This is a genomic window from Paraburkholderia sp. J12 (assembly GCF_905220215.1).
Classification (GTDB): domain Bacteria; phylum Pseudomonadota; class Gammaproteobacteria; order Burkholderiales; family Burkholderiaceae; genus Paraburkholderia.
Window position 1 is genome coordinate 370,326 of the sequence record NZ_CAJMZC010000001.1, and the last position, 22,166, is coordinate 392,491.

Annotated in this window: 23 protein-coding genes; 10 read left to right on the forward strand and 13 right to left on the reverse strand. The window is 65.9% G+C overall.

All coding sequences use genetic code 11. The features are described 5' to 3' along the window. The first annotated feature begins 16 nt into the window (after positions 1-16). From U5760_RS01695 to U5760_RS01720, 6 genes are all read left to right on the forward strand, one after another. Entirely contained in the window at positions 17-913 is an 897-nt protein-coding gene (locus tag U5760_RS01695; RefSeq protein ID WP_322009161.1) for a polysaccharide deacetylase family protein, read from the forward strand. 160 nt (positions 914-1,073) lie between these two features. Then, complete coding sequence (locus U5760_RS01700) at positions 1,074-1,535, forward strand: peroxiredoxin (RefSeq protein WP_322009162.1); 462 nt, start codon at positions 1,074-1,076, stop codon at positions 1,533-1,535. Positions 1,536-1,616: 81 nt separating this feature from the next. Then, the gene (locus U5760_RS01705) at positions 1,617-1,808 is read left to right on the forward strand and encodes a hypothetical protein (protein WP_322009164.1); all 192 of its coding nucleotides are present in this window, start codon (positions 1,617-1,619) and stop codon (positions 1,806-1,808) included. 105 nt (positions 1,809-1,913) lie between these two features. Then, on the forward strand, positions 1,914-3,740 hold the full coding sequence (locus tag U5760_RS01710; RefSeq protein WP_322009165.1) for a PhoH family protein: 1,827 nt from the start codon (positions 1,914-1,916) through the stop codon (positions 3,738-3,740). Between the two features lie 220 nt (positions 3,741-3,960). Then, positions 3,961-5,130, forward strand: a complete 1,170-nt coding sequence (locus tag U5760_RS01715; protein ID WP_322009167.1) for a C40 family peptidase — start codon at positions 3,961-3,963, stop codon at positions 5,128-5,130. A gap of 125 nt (positions 5,131-5,255) precedes the next feature. After that, positions 5,256-6,059, forward strand: a complete 804-nt coding sequence (locus U5760_RS01720; protein WP_322009168.1) for an SDR family oxidoreductase — start codon at positions 5,256-5,258, stop codon at positions 6,057-6,059. 57 nt (positions 6,060-6,116) lie between these two features. On the opposite strand, the gene U5760_RS01725 is transcribed toward U5760_RS01720, so the two are convergent. The 10 genes from U5760_RS01725 to U5760_RS01770 all read right to left on the reverse strand — a co-directional run bounded on the left by U5760_RS01725 (position 6,117) and on the right by U5760_RS01770 (position 13,921). Then, positions 6,117-7,127, reverse strand: coding sequence for an inorganic phosphate transporter (locus U5760_RS01725; protein ID WP_322009169.1), 1,011 nt, complete (start codon positions 7,125-7,127; stop codon positions 6,117-6,119). A 10-nt stretch (positions 7,128-7,137) separates the two neighbouring features. Next, complete coding sequence (locus U5760_RS01730) at positions 7,138-7,764, reverse strand: DUF47 domain-containing protein (RefSeq protein ID WP_322009170.1); 627 nt, start codon at positions 7,762-7,764, stop codon at positions 7,138-7,140. A gap of 180 nt (positions 7,765-7,944) precedes the next feature. After that, positions 7,945-9,330, reverse strand: coding sequence for a replicative DNA helicase (locus U5760_RS01735; protein ID WP_322009171.1), 1,386 nt, complete (start codon positions 9,328-9,330; stop codon positions 7,945-7,947). A gap of 177 nt (positions 9,331-9,507) precedes the next feature. Continuing rightward, positions 9,508-9,960: a 50S ribosomal protein L9 gene (rplI, locus tag U5760_RS01740; RefSeq protein ID WP_322009172.1), complete on the reverse strand. Its 453-nt coding sequence runs from the start codon at positions 9,958-9,960 to the stop codon at positions 9,508-9,510. A gap of 27 nt (positions 9,961-9,987) precedes the next feature. Then, positions 9,988-10,263, reverse strand: a complete 276-nt coding sequence (gene rpsR / locus U5760_RS01745; protein ID WP_322009173.1) for a 30S ribosomal protein S18 — start codon at positions 10,261-10,263, stop codon at positions 9,988-9,990. A gap of 2 nt (positions 10,264-10,265) precedes the next feature. Next, complete coding sequence (gene priB / locus U5760_RS01750) at positions 10,266-10,565, reverse strand: primosomal replication protein N (protein ID WP_322009174.1); 300 nt, start codon at positions 10,563-10,565, stop codon at positions 10,266-10,268. A gap of 45 nt (positions 10,566-10,610) precedes the next feature. After that, complete coding sequence (gene rpsF, locus U5760_RS01755) at positions 10,611-10,982, reverse strand: 30S ribosomal protein S6 (RefSeq protein WP_028224726.1); 372 nt, start codon at positions 10,980-10,982, stop codon at positions 10,611-10,613. A gap of 182 nt (positions 10,983-11,164) precedes the next feature. Next, positions 11,165-12,088 carry an anti-sigma factor family protein gene (locus U5760_RS01760; protein ID WP_322009175.1) on the reverse strand — a complete coding sequence of 308 codons (924 nt, stop codon included), beginning with the start codon at positions 12,086-12,088 and terminating at the stop codon, positions 11,165-11,167. Further along, on the reverse strand, positions 12,085-12,846 hold the full coding sequence (locus tag U5760_RS01765; protein WP_415914021.1) for an RNA polymerase sigma factor: 762 nt from the start codon (positions 12,844-12,846) through the stop codon (positions 12,085-12,087). Before U5760_RS01765 ends, U5760_RS01760 begins: the two co-directional genes overlap by 4 nt. 160 nt (positions 12,847-13,006) lie before the next feature. Next, positions 13,007-13,921 carry a substrate binding domain-containing protein gene (locus tag U5760_RS01770; protein ID WP_322009176.1) on the reverse strand — a complete coding sequence of 305 codons (915 nt, stop codon included), beginning with the start codon at positions 13,919-13,921 and terminating at the stop codon, positions 13,007-13,009. Positions 13,922-14,126: 205 nt separating this feature from the next. On the opposite strand from U5760_RS01770, the gene gcl reads away from it, so the two are divergent. The 4 genes from gcl (at position 14,127) to lysM (ending at position 18,860) form a co-directional block, all read left to right on the forward strand. Then, entirely contained in the window at positions 14,127-15,911 is a 1,785-nt protein-coding gene (gene gcl / locus U5760_RS01775) for a glyoxylate carboligase (RefSeq protein ID WP_322009177.1), read from the forward strand. A 134-nt stretch (positions 15,912-16,045) separates the two neighbouring features. After that, positions 16,046-16,843, forward strand: coding sequence for a hydroxypyruvate isomerase (hyi, locus tag U5760_RS01780; protein WP_322009179.1), 798 nt, complete (start codon positions 16,046-16,048; stop codon positions 16,841-16,843). A gap of 48 nt (positions 16,844-16,891) precedes the next feature. Next, positions 16,892-17,800 carry a 2-hydroxy-3-oxopropionate reductase gene (locus U5760_RS01785; protein WP_322009180.1) on the forward strand — a complete coding sequence of 303 codons (909 nt, stop codon included), beginning with the start codon at positions 16,892-16,894 and terminating at the stop codon, positions 17,798-17,800. Between the two features lie 553 nt (positions 17,801-18,353). Next, on the forward strand, positions 18,354-18,860 hold the full coding sequence (lysM, locus tag U5760_RS01790; RefSeq protein WP_322009182.1) for a peptidoglycan-binding protein LysM: 507 nt from the start codon (positions 18,354-18,356) through the stop codon (positions 18,858-18,860). A gap of 108 nt (positions 18,861-18,968) precedes the next feature. Here lysM and U5760_RS01795 read toward each other — a convergent pair whose 3' ends face one another. The 3 genes from U5760_RS01795 to U5760_RS01805 all read right to left on the reverse strand — a co-directional run bounded on the left by U5760_RS01795 (position 18,969) and on the right by U5760_RS01805 (position 22,134). Beyond that, a complete protein-coding gene (locus U5760_RS01795) occupies positions 18,969-20,003 on the reverse strand; it encodes an asparaginase (protein WP_322009183.1) in 1,035 nt (344 codons plus the stop codon). A gap of 88 nt (positions 20,004-20,091) precedes the next feature. After that, entirely contained in the window at positions 20,092-21,018 is a 927-nt protein-coding gene (locus U5760_RS01800; protein ID WP_322009184.1) for a CysB family HTH-type transcriptional regulator, read from the reverse strand. A gap of 51 nt (positions 21,019-21,069) precedes the next feature. Continuing rightward, positions 21,070-22,134 carry a sulfate ABC transporter ATP-binding protein gene (locus U5760_RS01805; protein ID WP_322009186.1) on the reverse strand — a complete coding sequence of 355 codons (1,065 nt, stop codon included), beginning with the start codon at positions 22,132-22,134 and terminating at the stop codon, positions 21,070-21,072. Positions 22,135-22,166 lie beyond the last annotated feature (32 nt).

Sequence of the window (22,166 nt, forward strand, 5' to 3'; positions counted from 1 at the left end):
CGAAGGACCCTGCCACTTGGCCCGCATCGTCCTCAAGATCGACGTCGATACGCTGCGCGGCACGCGCGAAGGCGTGCCGAATCTCGCGCGCATTTTCGACCGCTACAAGGCGCGCGCCACGTTTCTTTTCAGCCTCGGCCCGGACCACACGGGCTGGGCGCTGCGTCGGGTGTTCCGCCCGGGCTTCCTGAAGAAAGTGTCGCGCACCTCGGTAGTCGAGCATTACGGCGTGAAACAGCTCATGTACGGCGTGCTGCTGCCCGGCCCCGACATCGGCGTGCGCGCCGCGGCCGACATGCGTGCGATCCACGAAGCCGGCTTCGAATGCGGCATCCACACGTGGGACCACGTCTACTGGCAGGACAACGTGCGCAGCCGCGAGCAAGACTGGACGGCGCGCGAGATGGGCAAGAGCTACGAGCGCTTCACGCAGATCTTCGGTGCGCCGCCCGCAACCCACGGCGCGGCCGGCTGGCAGATGAACGACGCCGCATTCGAGCAGATCGATGCGTGGGGCATGCGCTACGCCTCGGACGGGCGCGGCCATTCGCCCTATCTCCCGGTGGTGGAAGGCCGCACGCTGAACCACGTGCAGATGCCCACCACACTGCCCACGCTCGACGAAGTGCTGGGCGTGGACGGCATCGACACGGACACCGTTGCCGCGTGGATGCTCAAGCTCACGGAAAACAATCCGCACGACCAGGTCTTCACGCTGCACGCGGAGCTCGAAGGCCAGAAGCTCGCGCCCATCTTCGAGCAGCTGCTCGCGGGCTGGCGCGCGCAAGGCCACACGTTTGCCACGATGGGCGACTACCATGCGGCGCTGGACCGCGACACGCTCCCATCGTACCCTGTCACCTGGGGCGAGATCGCCGGCCGTTCGGGCCAGCTGATCGTCCAGCCCGACTAAAATCCGCCGTCCGGGCGATCAGATCGGGCCTAGGGCCCCGGGCCGCGCGAAGGCCCCGCACGCCGCGCCCACCGCGCGGCTGCCGCCTGTCATCACGGCAATCGCGCCGCTCAACCCGCCAACCCATCGCATCGTCTGACAATAACAACCGGAGAAACCCGTGCCCATCGCAGTCGATCAAGCCGTCCCTGACTTCACCGCGCCCGCCACCGGCGGCGATTTCACGCTGTCGAGCCTCGCGGGCAGCAAGGTGGTCCTGTACTTCTATCCGAAAGACAACACGCCGGGCTGCACGACCGAAGGTCTGCAGTTCCGCGACCTCTACCCGAAGTTCAAGAAGGCGGGCGCGCAGATCGTCGGTGTCTCGCGCGACAGCGTGCGCTCGCACGAGAACTTCAAGGCCAAGCTCGAACTGCCGTTTACCTTGGTATCGGATGCCGACGAAGCGCTCTGCACGCTCTTTAACGTCATCAAAATGAAGAAAATGTATGGCAAAGAAGTACGTGGAATCGAACGCTCCACTTTCCTCATCGACGCCGCCGGCGTGCTGCGACGCGAATGGCGCGGCATCAAGGTTCCGGGCCACGTCGAAGAGGTTCTGGAGGCTGTACAAGCGCTGTGAGGCGCGTTATATTGGGCTGCAATGAGTGCCTGTCCACCCCATTTTTTGTCGCGTTGCGCCGCTCGCGCAGCCGGTCTTCCGATGGCCGGCAGCGCAGATCCGGAGCACCGCAACACCGCAGTCGAGCCGCTTGCCTCGTTAGCCGGGGCGGCGGCTTTTTTGTTGGCTTTTTCGTTTGCAGTCCGTCCCGCGCCGCGCCGGAAAACCTTCCGGTCAGGCGTCTTTGTCAAGGAGCCGATCGAAAACCAGGCGAACCGGCATTTTCAGACCTGAGCGCGCACCGAGTGCGACAGCTTCGGGCGCCTACCCGGCTCCCGAGTGCACCGCCCGAAAGCGCACCCTACTCGACCACTCGACCCGATTTTTTCGAGGGACACCATGCCTTTGCCTACCCCCCCCAGCAAGCTCGGCAATCTGCTGCCGCCTGAAGAGTACAAGGCGCGCGCGCGCAACACGCGCAGCACGCGCAAGGCCGCGAGCGACAACGACGCGCTCGATGTCGCCGAATACGGGCCGGCCAGCGTCGCCGAGCCGATGACCGAAGCCGCCAACGCAGCGACCACGCTGCGCACCGTGCCGCTGCCCGTCGGCAGCGCCGAGCTGGCGGCGCTCGAGCCGGTGGCGCCCGCACCCGCCCGCAAGCGCAAGCAGGCCGCCGCCCTGTTGCAACCGCTCGAAGCCCGCGCCGAGCCCGAGGCGCCGGTCGGCCGCAGCGGCGGCAAACCCGCATCCGCCAAAGCGGGCGGCACGGGCACGGCCCCCAGCACGCGCGGCACGGCGAAAAAGCGCCTGCATCCGGAAGAAGGCACCGAAGTGCAGAAGCTCTTCGTGCTGGATACGAACGTGCTGATGCACGACCCGACCTGCCTCTTCCGTTTCGAGGAACACGACGTCTATCTGCCCATGATGACGTTGGAGGAACTCGACAACCACAAGAAGGGCATGTCGGAAGTGGCGCGCAACGCGCGTCAGGTAAGCCGCACGCTCGACCAGCTGGTCGCCAACGCGGGCCCGATCTCCGAAGGCATTTCGCTCGCCCGTCTGGGCAGCCGCGAGGCGCTCGGGCGTCTGTACTTCCAGACCACGCTCACCCATATCGATCCGGTCGACGGCCTGCCCGAAGGCAAAGCCGACAACCAGATCCTCGGCGTCGTGCGCGCGCTCCAGCGCGACCGGCCGGACCGCCTCGTGGTGCTGGTGTCGAAAGACATCAACATGCGCATCAAGGCCCACGCACTGGGCCTGCCCGCGGAAGACTACTTCAACGACCAGGTTCTCGAAGACAAGGATCTGCTCTATTCGGGCATCCGCGCGCTGCCGCAGGACTTCTGGACCCGCCACGCGAAGGGGATGGAATCGTGGCAGGACACCAAGTCCGGCACGACCTACTACCGCGTGACGGGCCCCGAGTGCGCCTCGATGCTCGTGAACGAGTTCGTCTTTCTCGAACCGCAGAACGGCGAACCTGCCTTCCACGCGATCGTGCGCGAGCTCAACGGCAAGACGGCGCTCCTGCAGACGCTGCGCGACTACGGCCACCACAAGAACAACGTGTGGGGCATCACGGCGCGCAACCGCGAGCAGAACTTCGCGCTCAACCTGCTGATGAACCCGGACATCGACTTCGTGACGCTGCTGGGCCAGGCCGGTACGGGCAAGACGCTGGTGGCGCTCGCAGCGGGCCTCGCCCAGGTGCTCGACGAGAAGCGCTACAACGAGATCATCGTGACGCGCGCGACGGTGCCCGTCGGCGAAGACATCGGCTTCCTGCCCGGCACGGAAGAGGAAAAGATGCAGCCGTGGATGGGCGCCTTCGACGACAACCTCGAAGTGCTCCAGAAGACCGACGACGCAGCCGGCGAATGGGGCCGCGCCGCGACGCAGGAGCTGATCCGCTCGCGCCTGAAGGTGAAGAGCATGAACTTCATGCGCGGGCGTACCTTCGTCGACAAGTACCTGATCATCGACGAAGCGCAGAACCTCACGCCGAAACAGATGAAGACGCTCGTCACGCGTGCGGGCCCCGGCACGAAGATCGTGTGCCTTGGCAACATCGCGCAGATCGACACGCCTTATCTGACCGAAGGGAGCTCGGGCCTCACGTATGTCGTCGATCGCTTCAAGGGCTGGGCGCACAGCGGCCATGTGACGCTGGCACGCGGTGAACGCTCGCGTCTCGCCGATTACGCGTCGGACATTCTGTAAGCACCCCGGCCTCGTTGCCGTATCCAGAAGGCCAAAAAGGACCGTTCCGGCACGCCGGATACGGTCCTTTTTTCATGGGAAGACGTCCCGGCGAAGCAACACTTGGCGCACAAACTTCATGTAATTTATCAAGAATTCTTGCGAGTGCCCCGCCGGACGGGCTACCATCGGTGCATTACCGGCTACCCCGGGCGGTCGTCGTCGCCCGTCCGAGCGTTTCATGCGCCGACTCTGGCTTTCGTTATTCGTCGTGGTTCTGCTTGCCGCGTGCTCCAGCGCCCCGGAACGGGTCTCTCGCAACACGGGCGGCACGGGCAGCACCACGACCGCCAACGCCTGGCGCACCCGCCCGCCGGGCTTTCCCAATTTCGTCGATCACAGCATCGGACGCGAGGAAATCTCGATCCAGGCGATGGGACTCGTCGGCATTCCCTACCGCTGGGGTGGGAATACGCCCGACAGTGGCTTCGATTGCAGCGGTCTCGTGAAGTATGTGATGGCCCGCGCGGCTGCGGTGGACCTGCCGCGCACCACGGCCGAAATGAGCGAGCGCGGCCGGTCCGTCGATCCCGACGAAATCGCCGCCGGCGACCTCGTTTTCTTCAATACGACCGGGCGAGCGCATTCGCACGTCGGCATCTACGTGGGCAACCTGCGCTTCGTCAATGCGCCTTCGACCGGCGGGACGGTGCGACTCGACTATCTGACCAATCCTTACTGGGCGAAGCACTTCGACGGCATCCGCCGGATGGCACCGCCGAAGCAGACGCCGACGCCGTTCGATACGCCGACCTGGGAGGCGTCGACGCCGGCTCCGCGCGAGGGTGCGGCGGCTGTAGCCGTTGCTGCGCCCGCGCCGGTCGCGACCGCGGTCGTGGCCGCTACGCCGTACGCGCCGCCTGCCGGTGCCGACCAGCGTCGTCTGACGGCTGCGGCAGGCGCCGCGCCTGTTGCCGCGGCGCCTGCGTATGTCCCGCCGCCCGCCGCTCCCGCACAAGCCGACGCCTTCGAACCGCCGCCCGCTGCCCTGAGCGCCGCGCAAATACAGGCGCGTAACGCCGGCGCCGTCGCACCGGTGGCCGCCCCAGCTGTTTCGAGCCCCTATGCCGGCAGCAACGCCGCACCGGTGGCTTCCGTCCCCGCCACCGCCAGCCCGGCCGCGCCGCCCGATGCCATCGACGCCGCGGCGGATGCGTTCGAACCGCCGCCGCCCGTCGCCGCTGCCGCCGAACGCCAGGCCGCCCAGGCCGGATCGGTTTCGGTTGCCCCCTCGCCGCCCAGCGCCGCGCCCGTGCAGATCATGCGCGCCTCGACCGCCGGCACCTCGCAGCGCGCGCCGACGCAATCGAGCGACGACCCCATCGCCCGCTTCGCCAACGGCACTTTCTAAACCGCCCGGTTCCGCCGGTCTTCCGGACCGCCCGCCCCTGGCCGGATGGCCAGCGCGGCTTGCGCGGCCCGCTGCGTCTGCTATCGTCTTGGTACTCCTTTTCGTAGCGAGGCAGTGAGGCGGCAATGGATCTCGGACTCAACAACAAGGTAGTTCTGGTCACGGGCGGCAGCAAGGGCATCGGCCTTGCCTGCGCCCGGGCGTTTGCGAAAGAAGGCGCGAAAGTGGCGATCGTGTCGCGCGACCCGGCCAATCTGGCGCGGGCGCGCGAGCAACTGGCGAGCGAGGGGCTGCATGTCCACCTCACGCGCGCCGACCTGCACGAGCCGCACAGCGCGGCAGACGTGGTCGAGGACGTCTCCACCACCGTCGGCCCGATCGACGTGCTCATCAACAGCTCGGGCGCAGCCCGGCGCTACGATCCCGAATCGCTCGACGCCGAAGCCTTCAGGGCAACCATGGAGGCGAAGTACTTCCCGTACATCTATCCGCAGCAGGAAGTGCTGCGCCGCATGGTCGAACGTGTGAAAGCCGGCGCCGCCGAACCCGGCACGATCGTCAACATCATCGGCATGGGCGGCAAATACGCGAGCGACATCCATATCGCAGGCGGCGCGGCCAACGCCGCGCTGATGCTGGCCACGGTGGGCCTCGCGCACTACCACGCGCGCTACGGCATTCGCATCAACGCGATCAATCCGGGCGCGACGCTCACGGAACGTCTGCAGGAGGCGCTCCAGCTGGAAGCAGGAAGAGAGGGAATCGACAAGGAGACGGCGCTGGCGCGCGGCGAAGCGAGAGTGCCGCTCGGGCGCTACGCGAAGCCGGAGGAAATCGCGGACGTCGCGCTCTTTCTGGCGAGCCGCCGCGCGAGCTATGTGACCGGGGCGCTGATTCCCATGGACGGCGCCTCGACACCGATCATCTGAACCCGGCAGGAGATTGGCCCGGCGCCGCCGCATGCGGGGACGCCGGGCGCCGCCGCATTACATCAGGTGCCGGCCGGCCCACCAGCCCGCGGCAGCCAGCGCGGCCGAAGCCGGGATCGTGAGGATCCACGCCCAGACGATATTGCCGGCCACGCCCCAGCGCACGGCCGAGAGCTTCCGCGTGGCGCCCACGCCGACAATCGCACCGGTGATCGTGTGCGTGGTCGAAACGGGAATACCGAGCCAGGAGGCGGTGAAGAGCGTAAGCGCCCCGCCCGTCTCCGCGCAGAAGCCGCCGACAGGCTTGAGCTTGGTGATCTTCTGCCCCATCGTCCGCACGATCCGCCAGCCGCCGAACAGCGTGCCGATGCCCATCGAAAGATAGCAGCCGCCGATCACCCAGATGGGCGGCGCAGCGGCCGTGGCTGAGGCATAACCGGTGGCGATCAGCAGCATCCAGATGATGCCGATGGTCTTTTGCGCGTCGTTACCGCCGTGCCCGAGGCTATAGAGGCTCGCGGAGATCAGCTGCAGGCGGCGAAAACGCCGGTCCACCTTGCTGGGCGGCGTGCGGAAATACAGCCACGACACGAGCAGCATGAAGAACGAACCGAGGATGAAGCCGAGCAGCGGCGAGATGAAGATGAACGCGACGGTCTTCATGAGGCCGTCGAAGTTGAGCGAATGCCAGCCCGACTTGGCGAGCGCCGCGCCCACGAGCCCGCCGATCAGCGCGTGCGACGAGCTCGACGGAATACCGTAGTACCAGGTCAGCACGTTCCAGCCGATCGCGCCCACCAGCGCGCCGAACACGACGTAGTGATCGACGATATCGGGGTCGATGGTGCCCTTGCCCACCGTTTGCGCCACCTTCAGGTGGAACACGAAATAGGCGATGACGTTGAACATGGCCGCGAACGCTACCGCCTGCTGCGGCTTGAGCACGCCTGTGGACACGACGGTGGCGATGGAGTTCGCCGCGTCGTGAAAGCCGTTCATGAAGTCGAAGATCAGCGAGATGGCGACGAGCGACGCGACCACCCAGATGGCGAGTTGTATCGATTGCATCGCGGCGGACTCAGGCGTTTTCCAGCACGATGCCTTCGATGATGTTCGCGACATCCTCGCACTTGTCGGTGATCGCCTCGAGCAGCTCGTAGATCGCCTTCAGCTTGATCAGCGTCTTGACGTTGTCTTCCTCGCGGAAGAGCTTCGAGATCGCCGAGCGCAGCAGCCGGTCGGCATCCGACTCCAGGCGGTCGATGTCCTCGCACGCCTGCAGGATCTCGCGCGCCTGCTTCATGTCCGAGAGCAGCGCCACGGCCGCCTGGACGCGCTTCGCGCTCGCGGTGCAAATGTGGGCGAGCTGGCTCGCTTCGGCCGTCACGGCCTGCACGTCGTAAAGCGAGATCGCCGTGGCCACGTCTTCCATCAGGTCGAGCGCATCGTCCATCGTCGAGATCAGCTTGTGAATCTCGTCGCGGTCCAGCGGGGTGATGAAGGTCTTGTGCAGCAGGTCGATTGCTTCGTGGGTCAGCTTGTCGGCGGCCTTTTCGGCTATCTGGACGTTCTGCTTGTGGACTTCTGCATCGGCCAGGTTGTCGATCAGGAGTTCCAGCTCCTCGCTCGCCGAAACGATGCACTGGGCATGCGCGTTGAAAATTTCGAAGAATTTGCCCTCGGTGGGCATGAATCGACCGAACATTGGGATCCTGGAAATGGGTCTCGGATTGCCGTCACAAAACAGCAAAATCACCGTCATAAAACGGCAATATTGTAGCGTTACGGGCAATGGCCCGCACTTGTCGACCGACAGGGAAGCAGCATTTGCGCCACGATTGCGCAACATGCCGCCCCTTGCGACTTGACAGTCGGGAAGACGGCGCTATTCGCTGCCGTAGAAGGATTGTGCCCCGGCAAAATTATCGAACTTCGTGTATTGGCCGTGGAACGTGAGGCGAACGGGACCGATCGGGCCGTTACGCTGCTTGCCGATGATGACCTCGGCGGTGCCCTTGTCGGGGCTGTCGGGGTTGTACACTTCGTCTCGGTAGATGAACAGGATCACGTCCGCGTCCTGTTCGATAGCGCCCGATTCGCGCAGATCCGACATCACCGGCCGCTTGTTCGGCCGCTGTTCGAGACCGCGGTTCAGCTGCGAGAGCGCGATCACCGGCACGTCGAGCTCCTTCGCGAGGCTCTTGAGCGAACGCGAGATTTCGGAGATTTCGGTCGCCCGGTTCTCACCCGTGGACGAGCCGCTCATGAGCTGCAGGTAGTCGATGATGATGAGGCCGAGCTTGCCGCACTGGCGCGAGAGGCGCCGCGCCCGCGAACGCAGTTCCATCGGGTTCAGGCCGCCGGTCTCGTCGATGAAGATCTGCGCCTCGCTCATTTTCTGCACGGCGTGCGTGAGCTTCGGCCAGTCTTCGTCGGTGAGACGCCCCGTACGCATGCGGTGCTGGTCGAGTCGGCCCACCGAGCCGAGCATACGCATGATGAGCTGCGTGCCCGGCATTTCCATCGAGAACACCGCCACCGGCAGGCCGTACTCCACGGCCACATATTCGCCGATGTTCATCGAGAGCGCCGTCTTACCCATCGACGGACGCCCCGCCACGATGATCAGCTCGCCCCCGTGCATGCCCGACGTCATGCGGTCGAGGTCCACGAAGCCCGTGGGCGTGCCGGTCACATCGCTCGGATTGGCCGTGTGATAGAGCGTATCGATGCGCTCCACGACCTGGGTGAGCAGCGGCCCGATCTCGAGGAAGCCCTGGGTGCCGCGCGCGCCGTCTTCGGCGATCGAGAATACCTTCGCCTCGGCCTCGTCGAGCAGCTGGCGCACTTCCTTGCCCTGCGGATTGAACGCGTCGGCCGAGATTTCGTCCGCGACCGAAACGAGGCGCCGCAGCACCGCACGATCGCGCACGATTTCCGCATAGCGGCGGATGTTCGCCGCGCTCGGCGTGTTCTGCGCGAGCGCGTTCAGATACGCGAGGCCGCCCACGTCGTCGGCCTTGCCCGAGGTGCCGAGCGCTTCGTACACGGTCACGACATCCGCCGGGCGCGTCGACGCGATCAGCCGGCCGATATGCTCGAAGATGATGCGGTGATCGTAGCGGTAGAAGTCGCTTTGCGAGAGAAAGTCGGCAATCCGGTCCCAGGCGCTGTTGTCCAGCAGCAAGCCGCCGAGCACCGACTGCTCGGCCTCGATCGAGTGTGGCGGGACTTTCAGCGATTCGAGTTGGGGATCTTTCGGGGCGTTCATGGAGGGCAATTATCGGGCAAAAGGCGGCTGCCTGGAACACGCCGGGAAGACGTGGAAGTGCGGAGCAACGCCACCCAGCGTTCGGGCAACAAAAAAGGCAGAAGCCATGGGCTCCTGCCTTTTCCGATTTGCCAGCGCTCAAGCGGTTCGAGGTCGCCCCCGGGACCGCCCGGATGCTTAGGCGTGCTCGCCTAGCACCGACACCGTGACGTCCACGAGAACGTCGGTGTGCAGCGAAACCTGGACCGGGTGGTCGCCCACCATCTTCAGCGGGCCTTCCGGCAGACGCACTTGCGACTTTTCCACTGCGAAGCCTTGCTTGCCGAGGGCTTCGGCGATGTCGGCGTTCGTGACCGAGCCGAACAGACGGCCGTCCACGCCAGCCTTCTGGCCGATCTGAACGGTCAGACCGTTCAGCTTTTCGCCTTCTGCCTGAGCCGCAGCCAGCTTTTCAGCGGCGGCCTTTTCGAGTTCGGCGCGGCGAACTTCGAATTCGGCGATGGCGTCCTTCGTGGCACGGCGTGCCTTCTTGTTCGGGATCAGGAAGTTACGTGCGTAACCGTCCTTCACCTTGACGATGTCGCCGAGGTTGCCCAGGTTGACGACTTTTTCCAGAAGAATGATCTGCATTCTATTGCTCCTTATCGCGTCGTCTTGTTAGGCCTTGTGCTGGTCGGTGTACGGCATCAGCGCGAGGAAACGCGCGCGCTTGATAGCCGTGTCCAGCTGACGCTGATAGTGGGCCTTCGTACCCGTCAGACGAGCCGGCGTGATCTTGCCGTTTTCGCCGATGAAGTCCTTCAGCGTTTCGATGTCCTTGTAGTCGATCTGCTCGACGTTTGCAGCCGTGAAGCGGCAGAACTTCTTGCGCTTGAAGAGCGGGTTTTGCTGTTGACGACGCTTGTCGAATTTCTTACCAGTCGGGCGGGGCATGATTAGTCCTTTCCTGTGCCTTGCATTTCGGTGATGTGAAACACCAGGGTTCGCGCGTTGCGGTGCTTTTTGGCGAGAAAGCCGGTGAAGAGCGTTTCGACGCCCATCTCGCAGCCTTCCAGCTTGCCGCAAGCCTCGCCGGCCGCCACCGCATCCATCGTCAACTCCACGAGGCGGACAATACCGGCCTCGACGACTTCGGTGCGGTGATGCAACGTGCAGCTTGCGATCGGAACGCCGGCGGGGGTGTACCGCACCGGTTCTCGCTCGACGACGCTCGCCGTGAGTTGCAGCCTGTTCACGTGGCTAGTTCACCTGACGCGTTTGAATCCTGATGGCTTATGTAGTTAAGCCTGCGCTTCGGTCGGCTGGGCAGCCGCCTTCTTGGCTTCTTCGCGCTGCACTTCCTTCATCATCGGCGACGGGCCGGTTTCGGCCTTCTTCATCTTGACGATGAGGTGACGCAGAACGGCGTCGTTGAACTTGAACGCGTGTTCGAGTTCGTCGAGCGTAGCCTGGTCGCATTCGATGTTCATGCAGACGTAGTGAGCCTTCGCGAGTTTCTCGATCATGTAGGCCAGTTGACGACGGCCCCAGTCTTCGATGCGGTGGATCTGGCCACCGTGCGACGTGATCGTGCCCTTGTAGCGCTCGATCATCGCGGGCACCTGCTCGCTTTGATCCGGGTGCACGATAAAGACGATTTCGTAATGACGCATGTATCACTCCTTGTGCTTACTTGTGGATATAAGCCACCCGGGCGTCGGAACCGGTGCGGCAAGTGAGAAGCCGAAGATTGTAGCGCGAGTGGGCGGCGCCTGCAAGCCAAATCATCATTTGAGAAGCCGATTCGGGCGTGTTTTCAATGACTTGCGGCGCCGGGAGGGGGCTGCAAGCACCCTCAACCCTCGGAGCTGCCGCCCGCCAGCCGCTGATCCAGCGCGGCCCGCAGGCCGGCGAGCGCGTCTGGCTCGGCATCGCTGACGGCCCACCAGGTCATGCCGGCCGCCTGCCAGCGCGCCACCGCATAGCCGTCGCTCGTGCGCGGCGGCGCCTGGGTATCCGCACCGGATTGCCCATCGCCGGCGGGAAAGACATAGAGGTCGATGACGTGCTTGCGGTAGCGGTACACGAGCACGGCCACCCGTTCGCGCCCCACATAGTCGAGCCGCCCGCCCACGAGCGCATAGCCCGCCGATGCGAGATCCTCCACCGGCGGCGCATAGTCGATCTTGCCGTTGAACCAGGGCTTGACGGTGTGCCGGTCGGTCGAGATCACGTCGATGTCGCGGCCCGAGATCTGGGCGCGCACGTGGCTCGCCACGATCTCGTCGACGAAGGTGCCGCCTTCGGCGGGGCGATGCAGATTCAGCGCCGCGACGAAGCCGAGCGCGCAAAGCACCAGCACCACGCCGGCCAGCCAGCCGAAGCCCATGGACGTGCCACCAGAGCCCGTGCCGCCGATCCCACCCATTCCACCCTTGCCTGACCCCGCCCCGCCGAAGCCCGGGAAGCGCAGCCACTGCGAGCGGCCGGCGCCGCTCTTGCGCGGATGCGCACGTTCAGCGTCCATGCTTTCATGATGGGCTTCGGTCGCGTCGGGCACCGTCGGCGGCAACGCCGCCGCGATACGCGCGCCCAGTCCAGCCGGCGCGCGCGAGTACGGCACCGACCGCACTGCCATCGCGATCGCCCGTACGGCCTCGACCTCGCACTGGCACAGCGCGCACTCGGCCAGATGCCGCTGCAAGCGCCATTCGTCCCCAGCGGACAGTTCGCGATCGACACTCGCGTCGATCAGTGGGCGCGCTTCGTCGCAGTTCATCGTGCGCCTCCCTCGTCGATTCGCCGGTTTGCTCCGCCGTCCCGGTTTGCTCCGCCGTCGATAACCGGCTCGTTATGGAGCCGGCCGCCGGTTCCGCTACCGGGGGGACTCACTGCTTCGGCACGCCTCCCGGTGTCGGCGCCTTCGTCCACCCCCTGCCCGCGGCCATGCCGGGCCGCAAGCAGCGTCGCGAGACGACGGCGCCCGCGCGCGAGCCGCGACATCACGGTGCCGACCGGCACGTCCGCAATCGTGGCGATCTCGCGGTAGCTCAACTCCTCCATCTCGCGCAGGATCAGCACCTCGCGGTACTCCACGGGCAGCCGCTGGAGCGCCTCGTGGACGTCGCGGGCGTTCTCGGCGCGTATCGCAAGAGTCTCCGGGTCGAGGCTCGCGGTGTCCCAGCCGTCCGGCGGCGTGTCGTCGCGCAGTTCGTCGAACGGCGTCACCTCCTCCGCGCCCGCCCGGCGGCGCCACTCGTCGTACCACACGCGCCGCACGATCGAGAGCAGCCACGGCCGCGCGAGTTCGCCGCGAAACGTGTCGAAGAAGCGGAACGCCCGCAAGAAAGCCTCCTGGACGATATCCTCCGCGTCCCCGGGATGACGCGAGAGCCAGCGCGCGAGGTTGTACGCCGCATCCAGATGCGGCAGCGCGAGCGCCTGGAAACGGCGGCTGCGCGCGGCCTCGCCTGCGCTATCAGTCGCGCGCGGCCCGGCTCCCTCGTTTGCGCTCGCGCCCACGTTCGCCTCGTCCACCCTCTCCGCCCTCTGTGCTGGTTGTCATGCCGCCGGTCCCGTTCGGCATGGCGTCTGCCTTGTCCACCTGCCTTGTCCACATTACCGGCGCTGCGGCCAGTTTATTCCCGGCTTTTGCCCCCTGCGCGCGAAAAACCGGCTCGTGACAGGGTCGCGCAAATCAGGGCACGTCGCCGCTCCAGTATCCCGGCCGCGCGTAGACGTCCTTCAGGTAGTCGATGAAATAGCGCACCTTCGCCGGCACGTAACGCTGCTGCGGATACACGGCGAGGATGTCGTAGTCGGGCAGCGCGTACTCGTCGAGCACGGTCTCCAGTTCCCCGCGCGCGAGCTGCGCATCGATCTCCCACGTGGAGCGCCAGCCGAGTCCAAGGCTCTCCGTGACCCAACGGTGCAGCAATTCGCCGTCGTTGCAGTCGAGCGTGCCGCCCACGCGCACCGTCACGAGCTTGCCGTTGCGCCGGAAGTACCAGCCGCGGTTCTGGCCGCCCTGCAGGTTGAACGCAAGACAGTTGTGATTCGGCAGGTCTTCGAGCGTTTTCGGCTTGCCATGCTTGCGGAAATATTCGGGCGTGCCGCACACTACGCGCCGGTTCGACGCCAGCTTCACCGCGACGAAATTCGGATCGACGGCGCCGCCGATGCGGATCGACAGGTCGTAGCCTTCGCGCACGAGATCGACCACGCGGTCGGTGAGGTTGAACGAGAGCTGCAGATCGGGCTTGTCGGCGAGAAACACGGGCGCGAGCGGCGCGACGTGCTTGCGTCCGAACGCGGCCGGCGCCGAGACGATCAGGTGCCCGTTCACCACGCGCCGCCCGGCGGAAAGCTCGTTCTCGGCCTGCTTCCACTCGGCCAGCAGCCCCCGGCAGCGCTCCAGAAAGGCGCCGCCTTCCTCGCTCACGACGAGACGCCGCGTGGAGCGGTACATCAGCTTCACGCCGAGGCGTTTTTCCAGCGCGTCGATACGCCGCCCAAGGATCACGGGCGAGACGCCCTCCTCCAGCGCCGCGGCCGCGAGGCTCCCCGCCTCGGCCACGCGCACGAAAGTTTCGATCTGCTTGAAGCGGTCCATGACGTGTCTCCGGAATACCGCGAAAAGGCCCAAAACGGGACGGGCAGCGGCGCGAAATGCCGCCGCGAGGCCGCTCCGGCGGCATTCGATACTTTTAGTTTCGAAATAAGCGACCCGGACTCATCTTATCAAACCTTTCATTGCCCCCTAAAGTCGCCTCAACCACCTGGTTACTTGTGCAATTCGCGACATTCAGGAGACATTCATGGCCAAGATGAGAGCCGTCGACGCCGCCGTGCTGGTGCTCGAGAAAGAAGGGATCGACACCGCGTTCGGCGTGCCGGGCGCCGCCATCAACCCGTTCTATTCGGCGCTCAGGAAGGCCGGCGGCATCACCCACGTGCTGGCGCGCCACGTCGAGGGCGCCTCGCACATGGCCGAGGGCTACACGCGCGCCGCGCCCGGCAACATCGGCGTGTGCATCGGCACCTCGGGCCCGGCCGGCACCGACATGATCACGGGTCTCTACTCGGCCCAGGCCGACTCGATTCCGATCCTCGCGATCACCGGCCAGGCGCCGCGCGCCCGCCTCTACAAGGAAGACTTCCAGGCCGTCGACATCGAGTCGATCGCCAAGCCCGTCACCAAGTGGGCGGTGACCGTGCGCGAGCCGGCGCTCGTGCCGCGCGTGTTCCAGCAGGCCTTCCACCTGATGCGCTCGGGCCGTCCGGGTCCGGTGCTGGTCGACATGCCGATCGACGTGCAGCTCGCCGAAATCGAATTCGACATCGACACCTACGAGCCGCTGCCGGTCTACAAGCCGAAGGCGACCCGCAGGCAGATCGAGGCCGCGCTCGAACTGCTCAACGCCAGCGAAAAGCCGCTGATCGTCTCGGGCGGCGGCGTGCTCAACGCGGCAGCCGAAGACCTGCTCGTGAAGTTCGCCGAAACGGTGGGCGTGCCGGTCATCCCGACCCTGATGTCGTGGGGCGCGATTGCCGACGACCATCCGCTCATGGCCGGCATGGTCGGCCTGCAAACCTCGCACCGCTACGGCAACGCGACGATGCTCGCCTCGGACTTCGTGCTCGGCATCGGCAACCGCTGGGCGAACCGCCACACGGGCAGCGTCGAGGTCTATACGAAGGGTCGCAAGTTCGTGCACGTCGATATCGAGCCGACACAGATCGGCCGCGTGTTCGGCCCCGATCTCGGCATCGTTTCGGATGCCAGGGCAGCGCTCGAACTCTTCGTCGAAGTCGCGCAGGAGTGGAAGGCCGCCGGCAAGCTGAAGGACCGCAGCGCCTGGGTGGCCGACTGCCAGGCGCGCAAGCGCACCCTGCTGCGCAAGACCCACTTCGACAACGTGCCGATCAAGCCGCAGCGCGTGTATGAAGAGATGAACAGGGTGTTCGGCCGCGACACGTGCTACGTGAGCACGATCGGCCTCTCGCAGATCGCGGGCGCCCAGTTCCTGCACGTGTACAAGGCACGCAACTGGATCAACTGCGGCCAGGCGGGCCCGCTCGGCTGGACGATTCCGGCGGCGCTCGGCGTGCGTGCGGCCGATCCGCAGCGCTCGATCGTCGCGCTCTCGGGCGACTACGACTTCCAGTTCATGATCGAGGAACTGGCCGTGGGCGCGCAGTTCAAGCTGCCGTACGTCCACGTGGTCGTGAACAACTCGTATCTGGGCCTGATCCGCCAGGCCCAGCGCGCGTTCGACATGGACTTCTGCGTGCAGCTCGCCTTCGAGAACATCAACGCCCCCGAGGTGAACGGCTACGGCGTCGATCACGTGACGGTGGCCGAAGGCCTCGGCTGCAAGGCGCTGCGCGTGTTCAAGCCCGAAGAGATCGAGCCGGCGCTCAGGCAGGCCCAGGCGCTCGCCGCCGAGCACAGCGTGCCGGTGGTGGTCGAAGTGATTCTCGAGCGCGTGACCAACATCTCGATGGGCACCGAAATCGACGCGATCAACGAGTTCGAGGAACTGGCAGAAAAGCCGGAGCACGCCCCGACGGCGATCAGCGCCCTGAGCGCGCTCGACTGAGCGCATTCAACCGGGCCTCACCGCCCGGGCAGGCATCACGCGGCAGCGCGCGCAGCATCGGCGCGCCGCCGCGCGCCGGCTTCGCGCCGCTTCCCATCGTTTCTTTTACCGACCGACCAGCGAGACCCAGCATCATGCCGAAATTCGCCGCAAACCTGACCATGCTGTTCAACGAAGTCCCCTTCCCCGAGCGCTTCGCCGCGGCTGCGGGCGCGGGCTTCGACGCCGTGGAATTCCTCTTCCCCTATCCGTACCCGGCCGCCGAACTGGCCGAACGCCTCGAAGCGAACCGGCTCAGGCTCGTGCTGCACAACCTGCCCGCGGGCAACTGGGAAGCGGGCGAGCGCGGCATTGCCTGCCTGCCCGGGCGCCAGGGCGAGTTCCAGGAAGGCGTGGGCCGCGCGATCGAATACGCGAAGGCGCTGAAGGTGCCGCAGCTGAACTGTCTCGTCGGCATTCCGGGCGCGGGCATTTCGCGCGACACGGCGCTCGCGACGATCGTCGACAACCTCACGTTCGCCGCTGCCGCGCTCGAGCGCGAAGGCATTCGCCTGCTCGTCGAGCCGTGCAATTCGTACGACATCCCCGGCTTCGCGCTGAACCGTTCGGCCGAGGCGCTCGACGTGATCGCGAAGACCGGTTCGGACAACGTGTTCCTGCAGTACGACATCTATCACATGCAGCGCATGGAGGGCGAGCTCGCCGCGACGATCAGGAAGCACTTCGCGAAGATCGCCCACATCCAGCTGGCTGACAACCCGGGCCGCAACGAACCGGGCACGGGCGAAATCCACTACCCGTTCCTGTTCGACCTGCTCGACACGCTCGGCTACGAAGGCTACATCGGCTGCGAGTACAAGCCGCGCACGACGACCGTGGAAGGCCTCGGCTGGCTGCGCAGCGCGCAGCAGCGCTCCGCCGCGCTCGCCTGAGCGCACGGCCCGGCAACGCACTGAAAAGACTTAACGGAGAAACGCAAGATGGCAAAGATTGGTTTTATCGGCCTCGGCATCATGGGCGCGCACATGGCGCGCAACCTTCTGAAGGGTGGCCACACGCTGACCGTGAACGGCAAGTACCCGGTGCCGGAGGACCTGCGCACGCAGACGACCGTGGTCGCCGATTCGACGGCCGTGGCGCAGGCCGCCGACATCGTCATTTTGATGGTGCCGGACACGCCTGATGTTGCGAACGTGCTCTTCGCCGACGACGGTGTCGCCAAGGGCCTCACGGCCGGCAAGCTCGTGATCGACATGAGCTCGATCTCGCCGCTGGAGACGCAACAGTTCGCGAAGCAGATCAACGCGCTCGGCTGCGACTACCTCGACGCACCGGTTTCGGGGGGCGAGGTGGGCGCCCGCGAAGCGACGCTCTCGATCATGGTCGGCGGCCCGCAGAAGGCATTCGATCTCGCGAAGCCGCTGTTCGACCTGATGGGCAAGAACATCTCGCTCGTGGGCGACAACGGCGCGGGCCAGACGACGAAGGTGGCGAACCAGATCATCGTCGCGCTGAACATCGAAGCCGTGGCTGAAGCGCTGCTGTTCGCGGCCCGTTCGGGTGCCGATCCGGAGCGCGTGCGCAAGGCTTTGATGGGCGGCTTCGCTTCGTCGCGCATTCTCGAAGTGCACGGCGAGCGCATGACGAAGCGCACGTTCAACCCGGGCTTCCGTATCGAGCTGCACCAGAAGGATCTGAACCTGGCGCTCGACGGCGCGCGCAAGCTGGGCATCGCACTGCCCCACACGGCGAGCGCGCAGCAGCTCTTCAGCGTGTGCGCGGCGAACGGCGGCAAGGCATGGGACCACTCGGCCCTGATCCGCGCGCTGGAAATCATGGCGAACTTCGAGATCGCCGAAGGCGAGCAAGCGAAGGCGAAGGCTGCCTGAAGCGCGTAATCAGCGCGCCATCGGCATGCAGGCAGCAAGCAGAAAGTGACGCAGTAAACCGGGCGGCACAGCGCCGCCCGGCGAGCCACACACCGTGACAGTGCCGCAAAGCAGGCGGTCGCGGCAGATAGACGAATTCAGGCCGGCGCGTCATTCGCGACGGCCAATGGTGGGGCGCTCCGCGGCGGCGGCAACCGTCGCGGGGCAAATCGGGGCCGCTCTGGGCTGAGGGCGGCCAGTGGGGTCCGCAGCGGCGCCCGGTGACGACGGGGAAGCCTTGGTCGGTCAGACGTCGTCATCGGGTGTCCGCTTGTCGGATTGCTGCTTGTCGGATTGCTCTTCGTCGCTGCACACAGCCACTCTCATGCGCAAGCAGATCCTCCGCGCGACCTCTTCGTTTCACACTCCTTAACCCTTCCCTGCTGGACGCTGTCGGCAATCGCCCCCTAAGATCGCAGCTTTCATCCGCCTGTCATTCAGGCGGCGCAAGGTGGTCGCGACACGCGGTCAACCGTCAATCCAGCACGTATTCAGCACGTAAGGAGTGTGATCGATGGGTATCATCAACTTCATCAAGGAAGCAGGCGAAAAACTCTTTGGCGCCGCCACGCCGGCCGCAGCTGCATCAGCAGCACAGCCGGAAGCGGCACCCGCGGCGGACCTCGCGACGCTGAATCAAAAGGCCGGCGACGCCATTGCCGCCTACATCCACTCGCAGGGCCTTTCCGCCGACAACCTCGGCGTGACCTACGACGGCGTGACGCACGCCGTCACGGTCACGGGCAACGCCGCCGATCAGGCAACGAAAGAAAAGATTCTCGTGGCCGCCGGTAACGTGCAGAACGTGGACAAGGTGGACGACCAGATGACGGTGACGAACCCCGCGCCCGAAGCGCAGCATCACACGGTGGTGGCGGGCGACAACCTCTGGAAGATCGCCGAGCAGTATTACGGCAGCGGCGCGAAGAACGACGTGATCTTCCAGGCGAATACGCCGATGCTCAAGAGCCCGGACAAGATCTACCCGGGCCAGGTGCTGGTGATTCCGCCGCTGCAGTAACGCATCGGTACGACACAGTAGACGCGGCATCGTGAATGGCCGCGCTTCGATCGAACGCCCGCGCCACGCTCCCCGCGTGGCGCGTCGCATTTCTGCCCTGCCGCGCAATCAGTAGGTATCGAACAGACCTTGCAAGGCCACCCGCACGGCGGTGCCTTGCGCGAGCGCCAGGGCGAGCAGCACGCGCGCCTTGTACGGATTGAGCGTGCCCGCCGAGACGAAGCCGAGCCCATCGTCATTGGCGGCGCCATTGTGCATCACATGGCCCGAGCCCACGCGCGACGCGCGCACGACGGCCACGCCCTTCGCCGCAGCCTCCACCAGCGCCTGCTGGAGCGTGGCGTGGATCGAACCGTTGCCGGTCCCCGCCACCACGATCCCGCGCACGCCCGCCGCCACGAGCGCATCGACGGCCGTGCGCGAGACGCCCGCGTAGCTCGTCACGATTTCCACCTGCGGCCACGACTCGACGGCTGCGAACGGCGTGGCGACCGTATGCGGACGCAGCGCGCGCCGCTGAAACTCCACGCGCCCATCCTGCACCCACCCCAGTGCGCCGATTTCGGGCGACTGGAACGCGTCCACGGCATAGGTGCTCACCTTCACGACGTCGCGCGCGCAATGAATGCGGTTGTTGAACGCGACGAGCACGCCCTGCCCGGCCGCCGCGGGGCTGCCCGCCACCGTGACCGCGTTGAGCAGATTGAGCGGGCCGTCGGCCGAAAGCGCCGAAGCCGGCCGCATCGCCGCCGTCATGACCACGGGTTTCGCGCTCTTCACGGCCAGATGCAGCAGGTAGGCGGTTTCTTCGAGCGTGTCGGTGCCGTGCGTGATCACCACGCCGTCGATGTCGCCCTGCGCGAGCAGCGCGTTCACGCGTTGCGCGAGCGTGGTCCACAGCGCGAGCGCCATGTCCTTGCTGTCGATGCTTGCGACCTGTTCGGCCTGGATATCGGCGATGGCGCCCAGACCCGGCACGGCCGCCAGCAGTTGCGCGACGCCGATCACTCCGGCCTGGTAGCCGGCGGTGTTGGCCGCGTCGGGCGCGGCGCCCGCGATGGTGCCGCCGGTCGCCAGCACGGCAATGCGCGGCAGCGGCCGGGCCGCCGCCGGGGAAGAGGAAGTCGGAACGGGAGTATTCATGGCGGCGATTTTAAGCGATCCGCCGACCCGCGCCACCTGGCCGGAAGGCCAGGTGTAAAAGCGCGCGAGCAAAAAAGACCAAACGCCGTCAGGCCACTTCGCGCAGCTGGCTCGCGATCTGCTGCTCGGTGAGGTGCGGCGCGAACATCTCGATCAGCCGGTACGCGTACTGACGCAGGAACGCACCCTTGCGCAAGCCCACGCGCGTCGTGCTCGCCTCGAACAGGTTCTCGGTGTCGAGCGCGACGAGTTCCGTATCGCGCTTCGGATCGTAGGCCATCGCCGCCACCACGCCGACCCCCATGCCGAGCTCCACATACGTCTTGATCACGTCCGCGTCGATGGCGGTCAGCACGACGTCCGGCACTGCCCCCACCTTCGCGAACGCCTGGTCGATATGCGAGCGGCCCGTGAAGTCCTGGTCATAGGTGATGATCGGATACTCGGCGATCTCTTCGAGCGTGAGGTTCTCGCGCCCGACGAGCGGATGGTTCTTCGGCACCACCACCACGTGATGCCACGAATAGCACGGGAACGTCACGATATCCGGGTAGCGGTCGAGCGCCTCGGTCGAGATGCCGATATCGGCCTCGCCGTTGATGATCGACTGCGCGATCTGCTGCGGATTGCCCTGGCGCAGCGCGAGGTGCACCTTGGGAAACACTTCACGAAACTGGTGCACGACCTTCGGCAGCGCGTAGCGCGCCTGGGTGTGCGTGGTCGCCACGACGAGGTGGCCGCTGTCCTGGTCGGCGAACTGGCGCGCGACGCGGCGCAGGTTCTCGGCGTCGAGCAGCATGCGCTCGATCAGCTGGTGCACGGCCTTGCCCGGCTCGGTCAGGCCCGTGAGGCGCTTGCCGCGGCGGATGAAGATATCGACGCCGAGTTCGTCCTCGAGGTCCTTGATCTGCTTCGACACACCCGACTGCGACGTATAGAGCACGTTCGCCACTTCGGTCAGGTTCATGTTCTGGCGCACGGCTTCGCGCACGAAACGCAATTGCTGGAAGTTCATCTCTCTTGTCTCCGGAAAGGCCGAAGGAATCAGGTTGGTTTTATGAATGTCTCAGGCGTGCTGCGCGGGAAACACGCGCAGTCCGCGCGGCACCGCCGTCACGTTGTCGCCGACCGAAAGGCTCAGCGCGCGCCATGCCTCGCGGTCGAGCTGGGCTTCGAGCGAGCCGCCCGTGCGGCTTTCGAGCTCGACGCGCACCGAACCGCCCAGCGTGATCACGCGGCGCACATCGACGACGATGCCGTCGCGATGATCGGTCTGCTGAGGATAGAGCACGAGATCGTGCGGGCGCACATAGGCGAGCGCGCGGCCTTCGAAGCCCGCCTGCACCGAGATCGGCTGCGCGGCGCCGTCGGCAACGAAACCGCGTGCGTCCACGTGGCCGGACAGCCGGTTCGCCGCGCCGAGAAACTCGTACACGAAGGCCGTCTGCGGATGATCGTAGACGTCCTGCGGGCTGCCCACCTGCTCCACATGCCCGCGATTGAGCACGACGATGCGGTCGGCCACTTCGAGCGCCTCCTCCTGGTCGTGCGTGACGAAGATCGTCGAGATGTGCAGGTCGTCGTGCAGGCGGCGCAGCCAGCTGCGCAGCTCCTTGCGCACCTTGGCGTCGAGCGCGCCGAACGGCTCGTCGAGCAGCAGCACCTTCGGCTCGACGGCGAGCGCCCGCGCAAGCGCGATACGCTGACGCTGGCCGCCCGACAGCTCGGATGGATAGCGCTGCGCGAGCCAGTCGAGCTGCACGAGCTTGAGCAGTTCGTGCACCTTCTCGCGGATCGTGGCCTCGCTGGGCCGTTCGCTGCGCGGCTTCACGCGCAGCCCGAACGCCACGTTCTCGAACACCGTCATATGGCGAAAGAGCGCGTAGTGCTGGAACACGAAACCTACCTGGCGCTCGCGCGCGCCCACCTCGCCCACGTCCTGGCCCTGCAGCAGAACCTCGCCCGAATCGGCGTACTCAAGGCCCGCGATCACGCGCAAGAGCGTGGTCTTGCCACAGCCGGACGGCCCGAGGAGCGCCACGAGCTCGCCCGGCGGAAAATCGAGCGAGACATTGTCGAGCGCGGTGAAGTCGCCAAAACGCTTTTGCAGATTGCGAACGATGATGCCCATGATGACCAGCTCTCCCTGTCGATCCGGAGTGT